The following is a 9706-nucleotide window of genomic DNA, read 5'->3' on the forward strand; positions in this document are numbered from 1 at the left end:
ACGAGACCCCGCGCCCATGTACCTGAAGACGTTGACCGTCCGCGGCTTCAAATCCTTCGCCTCGGCCACCACCTTCCAATTCGAACCCGGTGTGACTGCGGTGGTGGGGCCCAACGGCTCGGGCAAGTCCAACGTGGTGGACGCCCTCTCCTGGGTGATGGGGGAGCAGGGCGCGAAGAACCTGCGCGGCGGGAAAATGGAGGACGTCATCTTCGCCGGGACCTCCGGGCGGGCCCCGCTGGGGCGGGCCCAGGTGTCCCTGACCATTGACAACGCGGACGGTGCCCTGCCGATCGAGTACTCGGAGGTCACCATCTCCCGCACGCTGTTCCGCAGTGGTGGGTCGGAATACGCCATCAACGGCAGTTCCTGCCGTCTGCTGGACATCCAGGAGCTGCTGTCCGACTCCGGTCTCGGCCGGGAGATGCACGTGATCGTGGGCCAGGGCCAGTTGGACCGGATCCTGCAGGCCAGTCCGGAGGAACGCCGCGGCTTCATCGAGGAGGCCTCGGGGGTGCTCAAACACCGCCGGCGCAAGGAGCGCAGCGTCCGCAAGCTCGAGTCGATGCGCACCAACCTGGACCGCGTCCGGGACCTCTCCGAGGAGGTGCGCCGTCAGCTCGGGCCGTTGTCCAAACAGGCCAAGACGGCCCGCAAGGCGCAGCGGATCCAGTTCGATGTCCGTGATGCTCGCTCCCGTCTGCTCGCGGACGACCTGTTCCGGCAGCAGGCGGCTCTGGAGCAGTTGGGTGCCGGAGACCAGGAGCTCGAGCAGGCTGTCACCGCCGCGGAGGGCGAGGTCGCCCGGGCCGAGGAGGCCGCAGCCGAGTTGGCCACGGACGTCGCCACGGCCAGTCAGGCCTCCGTGGCAGCCCGTGACCACTGGTACCGGCTCTCGACCCTGGCCGAACGGTACCGTTCCCTGGGTGCCGTGGCCGCCGAGCGGGAACGCTCCCGCAGTCAGCCGGTCCCGGCGCCGTCGGGCCCGGACCCGGAGACGGCGCGGGGCCTTGCCGACCGGGCCGGGACCGAGGCAGCAGAAGCCGAGACCGCCGTGGTGACGGCCCAGTCTGAGCTCGAGCGGGCCTCCACGGAGCGCCAACGTACCGAAGCGGCGGCCCGGGCGGCATCGGAGACCTACACGCGCCTCCTGCAACAGGCCGCGGACCGGCGCCAGGCCGCCGCCGTCGCGGCGGGTCGCATTGAGGCCGCCAAGGCGACCGAGCAGTCCCTCCGGGCGCAGTGGGAGAAGGCAACCGCCCGGCTGACGGACAGTGATCGTGCCGCGCAGTCGCTGCGTGCCGAACTGGCGGACCACCAGAACCGCCTGGCCGGCTCGCTCGACTCCGAGGAGGAACTCGACTCTGTCTATGAGGCCGCGGCCGAGACTGCCGATCGGCTGCGCGAACGCCTGGCCCGGCTCGACGAGGCACTCGCCGCCGCCGAATCGGACCAGGGCGCCGCCCAGGCCCGTCGGGACGCTTTGTCCGAGGCTCTCCAACCGGAGGCCGGAGCCGCCGTGACGGCTCTCGGAGACCTGGCCCCCACCGCACTCGCCGAGGTGCTGACCGTGGAAGGCGGCTGGGAGGCCGCCATCGCCGCCGCCCTCGGCGGACCTGCGGAGCAGCTCGTCCTCGGCGGCCTCGCCCCGGCCGTCGAGGCCGCCGGTCGGCTGGCCGACGCCGGAGCGGCAGACGCGCGCCTGCTGTTCCCCTGGGTGCCGGGCACGGACGCCTCAGCCTCTTCCACGGCCACCAGCGCCGTCTCCGCGGCGCCAGGGTCCGAACTCCCCGAGGGGGCGACGGACGCGTGGTCCGTGGTCCAGCTTCACGAACGGAACGCGCCGATCGCCGGCGCCGCCTCGGAACCGTCGGGTGCGGAACACATGGTCGGGGACACCGTGCGGTCCCTGCTGGCCGGGACGGTGCTCGTGGAGGACCTGGCCACGGCCACCGGGCTCCTGGACGGCGGACTGCTTCCGGCGTTCTACCGGGGTGTGCCGGTCCGCCTGGCCACCCGGGACGGGCACGTGGTGGGTCCGGGATGGGCGGACGGCCGCGGGGCCGGATCCGGCAGTCGGCTGGAGCGTCAGGCCGCGGCAGACCAGGCGGCCGGGGTGGCGGAGCAGGCCACTCATGATGTCGAGCGGCTCCGGTTCCAGCGCTTGGGACTGGCCAGGGAGGCCGAGGAGGCCACCGCTGCCGAGACCGCCGCACTCGAGGCTCTCGACGCCTCCGATGCCCGCTTCACGGCGGTCACCGAGGAACTGGCCCGGCTCAACCAGCAGTTGGCCCATGCGGACGACGGTGTGGAACGCCAGCGTACCGAGCTCACAGCCCTGCAGGACCGTCTCACGGAGGCGACGGCCGGCGTCGGGCGGGCTGAGGAGGAGGCGCGACGGGCCGGGACTGCCGCCACCGCGGAACCGACCGGTCCGGAAGAACCGACCATGGAATCATCAGCAGACACGTCGGCCATTCCCGACCCGGAGGCGAGGGACATCGCGGAGGAGCGGGCCGGCCTCGCCCGGCACCAGGAGACCGAGGCACGGTTGGCGCTGAGGGCCGCGGAGACCAGCCGGTCCCAGCTCGTCGCGCGGGCCGAGCAGGCGCGACGCCAGGTCTCGGCGACCACGCTGGCCCACCAGGAGCGCGAGCGGGCCGAGCAGCAGCGACGGGCCTGGCTGACTCGGGTCTCGGCGGTCACCCACGCACTGGCACAGGCCCTGGAACGCGTGCAGGACGCCGTGGCCCGCGCCGATCAGGACCGCACGGAACTGGACCGCCGTGGCGAGGAACTCGCGGCGCGGCGGCAACAGCTCCAGCGCACCGCTGAGCACCACCGCTCCGTGGTGGCGCAGGCCAAGGACCGCCTGCACGCGGCCCGGATGGCGCGGCAGGAACAGCAGCTCAAGCTGGACCAGCTGCGGGAGAAGTCCCTCGATGACCTCGGCATGACCGGGGACTACCTGCTCGAGAACTTCGGCCCGCACGTGCCGGTCCCGCTGGCACCGCCCGCGGAGCGGGGTGAGGCCGGCGCCGGGCCCGCCGAGTCCGCCGATCCCGGCCCAGAGACCGACACTGAGCCCGAGACGGTGTCCTACGACCGCGCCGAACAGCAGAAGCGGCTGCGCCGGGCCGAGCGTGAACTGTCCGCGCTCGGCCGGGTCAACCCGCTGGCGCTGGAGGAGTATGCAGCCGTGGAGGAACGGCACCGCTTCCTGTCCGGTCAGCTCGAGGACCTGGACTCCAGTCGACGCGACCTCCTGAAGATCATCCAGGACGTGGATGACACGGTGCTGCGGGTGTTCTCCGCCGCGTTCGAGGACACCGCCGCCCAGTTCCAGCATGTCTTCGCCACCCTGTTCCCCGGCGGAGAGGGTCGGCTGTTCCTGACGGATCCGGACAACCTGCTCGAGTCGGGCGTCGAGGTCGAGGCCCGGCCCGCGGGCAAGAAGGTCAAGCGGCTGTCCCTGTTGTCCGGCGGTGAACGCTCACTGGCCGCCGTCGCCATGCTCGTGGCGATCTTCAAGGCCCGGCCCAGCCCGTTCTACGTGATGGACGAGGTGGAGGCCGCCTTGGACGACACCAACCTCGGACGACTGCTGGAGATCTTCCGGGAGCTGCAGCAGGACAGCCAGCTGATCATCATCACCCACCAGAAGCGCACCATGGAGGTCGCGGACGCGCTTTACGGCGTCTCCATGCGCGGTGACGGCGTCAGTACCGTCATCAGCCAGCGTCTGGAGGCGCTGCGGGCCGCTCCGGCGGACTGACCTTCGGCAGGGCGCCGGTCCGTGGGCCACCCGGATCCACCGGCAGATTGGTCTCCGGAGCGAAGGTCCAGGAGATGGCGCCCACGGCCAGGATCCCGCCGGTGAGCAGGAAGGCCCAGCCGAAACCGGCCGTGTCCACCACCAGTCCGGCGATCAGCGGACCGGAGATCGCCCCGAGGTCGGAGGCCATCTGGGCGGTGGACATCACGGGGCCGGCCTTGCGTTCCTGGCCCACGATGTCCGCCACGGCCGCCTGCTGCGGTGCGTTGAGTGTGCCCGTGCCGGCTCCGGCCACCACGCACAGGGCCAGGAACAGCCACGGGTTGTCCATCCATCCGATCACGGCGGTTCCCGCCGCGGCCACGAGCAGGCCGATGATGATCAGGGGCTTGCGGCCGTGCACGTCGGACAATCGCGAGGAGAACGTGACCGCGGCGATGTTGCCGACCGCGAAGAGGGACAGGGCTGCACCGGCGATCTGCGGTCCGTCGAGCCAGAATCCGGTGCCTGTGAAAGCGGTGGCGGCCAGCAGCGGCGTCAAGGAGTTGCGCACGCCGAAGGTCGCCCAGCCATTGGCGAAGAAGGAGGTCAGCGCGGCACGGAAGGCGGGACGCTCCCAGGCCTCGGCCAGCCTCATGTCCGGCCGGGTGTCCGGCTTGCCGCGATCTGCGAGCCGGGAGTCACGCAGCAGGAAGAAGACCAGTCCGGCGGCGACGACCAAGGCCGTACCGTAGATCAGGAACGGCACCCGGTAGCCGAAGACCGCCAGGACTGAGCCGACCACCGGGCCGGCGATGTTGCCGATCAGGAATGCCGAGGCGTACGCCCCGGAGACACGGCCGCGGATACTCGGGGGTGCCTTCCGGGCCAGGAACGCCATCGCGGACACCGTGAACAGGGTGGAGCCGATGCCGCCGAGCGCACGGAAGAACAACAGCTGCCAGTACTCCTGCGAGAACGCGATGAGGAACATGGACAGCGCGACGATCAGCACTCCGGCCATGTAGGCCGGAGTCTCACCGAACCGGCTCGTCAGGCGCCCGGAGAACGGGGCGAACAGCAGCCGGGTCAGGCCGAAGGCGGAGACCACGGCGGACACAGCCGTGGCGGAGGCATTGAACGACTGGGCGTACTGGGGCAGGACGGGCGCGATGATGCCGAAGCCGATCGCGATGACGAAGGCGGCGGCGATGAGGACCTTGATCTCCCGGGGGATGGGAAGCCGCTCCCGCTCCTGCCCGGTGTTCCTCAAGCGCGCCATGACACCCATCTTGCCACCTGCGACCTGCGGCCCCGTGCCGAGCGCGCGTGCACAGCAGGTAACCGGGGTCTTCCGTTGAGCTGTGACAGACTGGTCCAGTGGATCCGATCATCTTGATTTCGCTTGCCTCTGTCCTGCTCGTCGGCCTGGTTCTGTTGGTCTTCATCGACCGCAGGCCCAAGCGTCCCCGGGGCATCTACCCGACCACCCGGGACGCCAATGACCCGGGCCCTACCGGCACCGGGAGCACCGCGGTCCTCGATCGTCCGGAGACGGACGACGCCGGCCCCGCGGGTACCGCGGTCGCCGAACCCGAGGCGTCGGTCGCCGCCCCCGTGCCCGCCACGGACGCGGTGGAGACCGAGACGCCGACCGCCCCCGAGCTGGAGACACCGGCTCCTGTGGCCGGGCGGCTGGCGCGCCTGCGTGCGCGCCTAGCCAAGTCCAACAGCATCTTCGGCAAGGGCCTGTTGGCACTGCTGTCCACGGACAACATCACCGATGACGTCTGGGACGAGGTGGAGGAGACCCTCCTGCTGGCGGACCTCGGCACCGAGCCCACCATGGAACTCGTGGACAACCTGCGTGAACGCGTCACTGTGGAGGGATCCCGCGACTCCCAGCAGGTCAAGGCGATGCTCCACGAGGAACTGGTCAAGATGGTCGATCCGAGCATGGACCGCCGTCTGGATGCCTCCCGCAAGGATGGGCGCCCGGCCGTGATGATGGTCGTCGGCGTCAACGGTGTCGGCAAGACCACCACCGTCGGCAAGATCGGGCGGGTGCTCGTGGCCGAGGACCGCCATGTAGTCTTCGGCGCCGCTGACACCTTCCGTGCGGCCGCCGCTGAGCAACTAGCCACCTGGGGTGCCCGCGTTGGCGTGGACACGGTCCGCTCCCACGAGGATGGTGCCGATCCGGCCTCGGTCGCCTTCGAGGCCGTGAAGACCGGCATCGATCAGGAGGCTGACGTGGTCATCGTGGACACCGCCGGACGCCTGCAGAACAAGGCCAACCTCATGGACGAGCTGGGCAAGATCAAGCGCGTCATCGAGAAGCAGGCCGCTGTGGACGAGGTGTTGCTCGTCCTGGACGCCACCACCGGGCAGAACGGCCTGGCCCAAGCCAAGGTGTTCGCCGAGGTCGTCAACATCACCGGCATCGCCCTGACCAAGCTGGACGGCACCGCCAAGGGCGGCATCGTGGTGGCCATCCAGCGTGAACTCGGCGTCCCGGTCAAACTCGTCGGGCTGGGTGAGGGCCCGGATGATCTCGCCCCGTTCAACGCCGAGGGCTTCGTGGACGCCCTGCTCGATTGAGCCGCACGGTCCGGAACCCAGGGGTTCCGGATTCCAAGAAGTCGATCTGAACGATGACGGCACACGATGGCCCGGGCGTCACCGCCTGGGCCATCGTGCTGTCCGCGGCGAAACATGCTGTTTACCGGTGCGGGGCGATCGTCATCTCGGGGAAACACCCTGACGAGGGCCGTGAAACACGCCACGCGCATTCTCTTAAGCGAGACCGGTCGCAACCCGTCGCGACACCGTACGGTCTCCCGGGCCATCCCCGCCCGGGAACCACGGGTGGTCCTTCGGCGAGAGGATGAACAGTGGAAACGATTGAACTGACATCGGGGCATGTCTGGGCCATGGTGTGTGCCGCCCTGGTGCTGCTGATGACCCCGGGATTGGCCTTCTTCTACGGCGGCATGACCCGTGCCAAGGCCGCCTTGAACATGATGATGATGTCCTTTGTGTCCATCGGCCTGGTGGCCGTGGTCTGGGTGCTCTGGGGCTACAACATGACCGGTGGTGACGGCATCGCCGAGATGTTCGGCAACCCCTTCGCCGACTTCGGGCTCTATGGTGCCCTCGGCACCGAGGATCTGATCGGCATCGGTTTCGGGGCCACCTTCGCCATCCTCACGGTCGCGCTGATCTCCGGTGCCATCGCCGACCGCGCCAAGTTCAGTACCTGGGTGGTCTTCGTCCCGATCTGGGTCACCGCCGTTTACTGCCCGCTCGCCTTCATGGTCTGGGGCGGCGGCCTGCTCTCCGCCGACGGTGTCATCGGCAGCGCTGTGGGCGAGGCGGTCGACTTCGCCGGTGGACTAGTCGTCCACATCTCCGCCGGGGTGGCCGCCCTGGTCATCGCCCTGCTGCTCGGCAAACGCCAGGGCTTCGGCACGGACCCGGGGCACCGCCCCCACAACATCCCCTTCGTGATGCTCGGCGCCACCCTGCTGTGGTTCGGCTGGTTCGGCTTCAACGGCGGAGCCGCCGGCGATGCCACGGAGGCTGGCCTCATCTGGGTCAACACCCTTGCGGCCCCGGCCGCCGCCATGCTCGGCTGGCTGCTGACCGAACGGATTCGTGGCAAGCGCGCCACCTCGATCGGCAGTGCCTCGGGCATCGTGGCCGGACTGGTGGCCATCACCCCGGCGTGTGCCTTCGTCGATCCCGTGGGCGCCCTCATCATCGGCTTCCTCGCCGGTGCCGCCTGTGCCCTGGCCGTCGGCCTGAAGTACAAGCTCGGCTTCGACGATTCGCTGGACGTCGTCGGACTGCACCTGGTGGCCGGCATCCTCGGCACCGTCATGATCGGCCTGCTCAGCCTGCCCATGGAGGACGGCCGCGCCGGCCTGTTCTATGGTGGCGACGCCTCTCTGCTGCTGGCCCAGGTGGTGGCCGTGCTGGTCGCCGTCGTCTATGCCGCCGTGGTCACCTTCGTGATCGGGATCGCACTCAAGGCCACCATGGGGTGGCGCGTTACCGCTGAGGAGGAGGAAGCCGGCCTGGACCGGTCCCTGCACAGCGAGAACGCCTACGAGTTCGGTGGCGGTGGGATGGGAACGTCCTATTCCGAATCCCCGGACACCGGAGAGCAGGAGACGGTGGAGGCCGCGACCCCTGCACATCGGGAGACCACCTCGGTCGGTGTGAAGTAGGGAGTCACGTCCGCCAGGGGCCCCGCCAGCAAGCGGGGCCCCGCGCCGTCGGACTTGATACCCTTGGGAACTGGTAGTTTCCGCCACCCCCGAACCCGAAGGAAGAGCACCGCAGTGTTCAACTCCCTGTCCGATCGCCTGGCCGCCACCTTCAAGAACCTGAAGGGCAAGGGGCGCCTGTCTGAAGCGGATATCGACGCCACTGCCCGTGAGATCCGCCGGGCCCTGCTGGATGCAGACGTGGCCGTCCCGGTGGTGCGGGAGTTCATCGGCCACATCAAGGAGCGGGCCCTCGGCGAAGAGGTCAGCCAGGCCTTGAACCCCGGCCAGCAGGTCGTCAAGATCGTCAACGAGGAACTGGTCGCCATCCTCGGTGGTGAGACGCGTCGGCTGAACCTCGCGAAGAACCCCCCGACGGTCATCATGCTCGTCGGCCTGCAGGGTGCGGGTAAGACCACCCTGGCGGGCAAGCTCTCGAAGCATCTGAAGGAACAGGGCCACACCCCGATGCTGGTGGCGGCCGACCTCCAGCGGCCCAATGCGGTCAAGCAGCTCCAGGTCAACGGCGAGCGTGCCGGCGTGCCGGTCTACGCGCCGCACCCGGGCGTCTCCAGTGAATTCGAGGATCCCACGGGGGATCCGGTGCAGGTCGCCCGGAACGGTGTCGCCGAGGCCAAGGCCAAGTACAACGACATCGTGATCGTGGACACCGCCGGCCGTCTCGGCATGGACGCTGAGCTCATGCAGCAGGCTGCGAACATCCGCGCGGCGGTCCAGCCGGACGAGGTCCTCTTCGTCCTCGACGCCATGATCGGCCAGGACGCCGTGGCCACGGCGCAGGCCTTCAACGAGGGTGTCGGCTTCACGGGCGTGGTGCTCTCCAAGCTTGACGGCGACGCTCGCGGCGGTGCCGCCCTCTCGGTGCGCTCGGTCACGGGCAAGCCTGTGATGTTCGCCTCCACGGGTGAGAACCTCGCCGACTTCGAGGTCTTCCACCCGGACCGCATGGCCTCACGCATCCTGGACATGGGTGACGTGATGAGCCTGATCGAGCAGGCCGAGCGGAACTGGGACCGGGCCGATGCCGAGAAGATGGCCCAGAAGTTCGTGGACCAGGAGGACTTCACCCTCGACGACTTCCTTGATCAGATGCAGCAGATCAAGAAGATGGGCTCCATGAAGAAGCTCCTGATGATGATGCCCGGGGCGCAGGGCATGCGCCAGCAGCTCGAGCAGTTCGACGAGCGGCAGATCGACCGCATCGAGGCAATCATCCGGTCCATGACCCCGCACGAGCGGGTTGCTCCCAAGATCATCAACGGCTCCCGCCGGGCCCGCATCGCACGCGGCGCCGGCGTCCAGGTCTCCGAGATCAACGGCCTGCTGGAGCGCTTCGGCCAGGCCCAGAAGATGATGAAGAAGATGGCTGCCGGCGGCGGCATGCCGGGAATGCCCGGCATGCCCGGAGGTGGAGCAGGGGGGGGCGGTGGTGCCGGCGCCCGCAAGGGCAAGGGCAAGGGTAAGAAGGCCAAGCCCAAGTCGGGCAACCCGGCCAAGGCGGCCCAGGAGATGCGTGAGCTCGAGGACCGCCGCAAGCGCTCCGGCTCCCCGGCTGCGGGTTCTGCCTTCGGGCAGGGCGCCGACGGCGGTGCGGACGGCGGCTTCGACCCGTCGTCGCTGAACCTTCCCAAGGGGTTCGAGAAGTACCTCGGGGGCAACT

At 69.4% G+C, this 9706-nt stretch carries 5 protein-coding genes; 4 read left to right on the forward strand and 1 reads right to left on the reverse strand.

Annotated elements, in window-relative coordinates:
- Window positions 1-16: 16 nt before the first annotated feature.
- Window positions 17-3775, forward strand: coding sequence for a chromosome segregation protein SMC (gene smc, locus ABD134_RS02900; protein WP_344226553.1), 3759 nt, complete (start codon window positions 17-19; stop codon window positions 3773-3775).
- On the opposite strand, the gene ABD134_RS02905 is transcribed toward smc, so the two are convergent.
- Window positions 3732-5027: an MFS transporter gene (locus tag ABD134_RS02905; RefSeq protein ID WP_378108479.1), complete on the reverse strand. Its 1296-nt coding sequence runs from the start codon at window positions 5025-5027 to the stop codon at window positions 3732-3734. The genes smc and ABD134_RS02905 overlap by 44 nt on opposite strands.
- A gap of 107 nt (window positions 5028-5134) precedes the next feature.
- Here ABD134_RS02905 and ftsY point away from each other — a divergent pair, with 107 nt between their 5' ends.
- The 3 genes from ftsY to ffh all read left to right on the forward strand — a co-directional run.
- On the forward strand, window positions 5135-6355 hold the full coding sequence (ftsY, locus tag ABD134_RS02910) for a signal recognition particle-docking protein FtsY (protein ID WP_344226557.1): 1221 nt from the start codon (window positions 5135-5137) through the stop codon (window positions 6353-6355).
- Between the two features lie 302 nt (window positions 6356-6657).
- Entirely contained in the window at window positions 6658-7986 is a 1329-nt protein-coding gene (locus ABD134_RS02915) for an ammonium transporter (RefSeq protein WP_344227629.1), read from the forward strand.
- Between the two features lie 114 nt (window positions 7987-8100).
- Window positions 8101-9706 (forward strand): signal recognition particle protein (gene ffh, locus ABD134_RS02920; protein ID WP_344226559.1); only part of this gene is annotated, 1606 nt, incomplete at its 3' end.

The sequence above is a fragment of the Citricoccus alkalitolerans genome, assembly GCF_039528175.1.
Taxonomy (GTDB): domain Bacteria; phylum Actinomycetota; class Actinomycetes; order Actinomycetales; family Micrococcaceae; genus Citricoccus; species Citricoccus alkalitolerans.

Excerpts from the sequence above, each read along its gene's own strand:
- smc (WP_344226553.1), top strand. The coding sequence starts at position 17 with ATGTACCTGAAGACGTTGACCGTCCGCGGCTTCAAATCCTTCGCCTCG.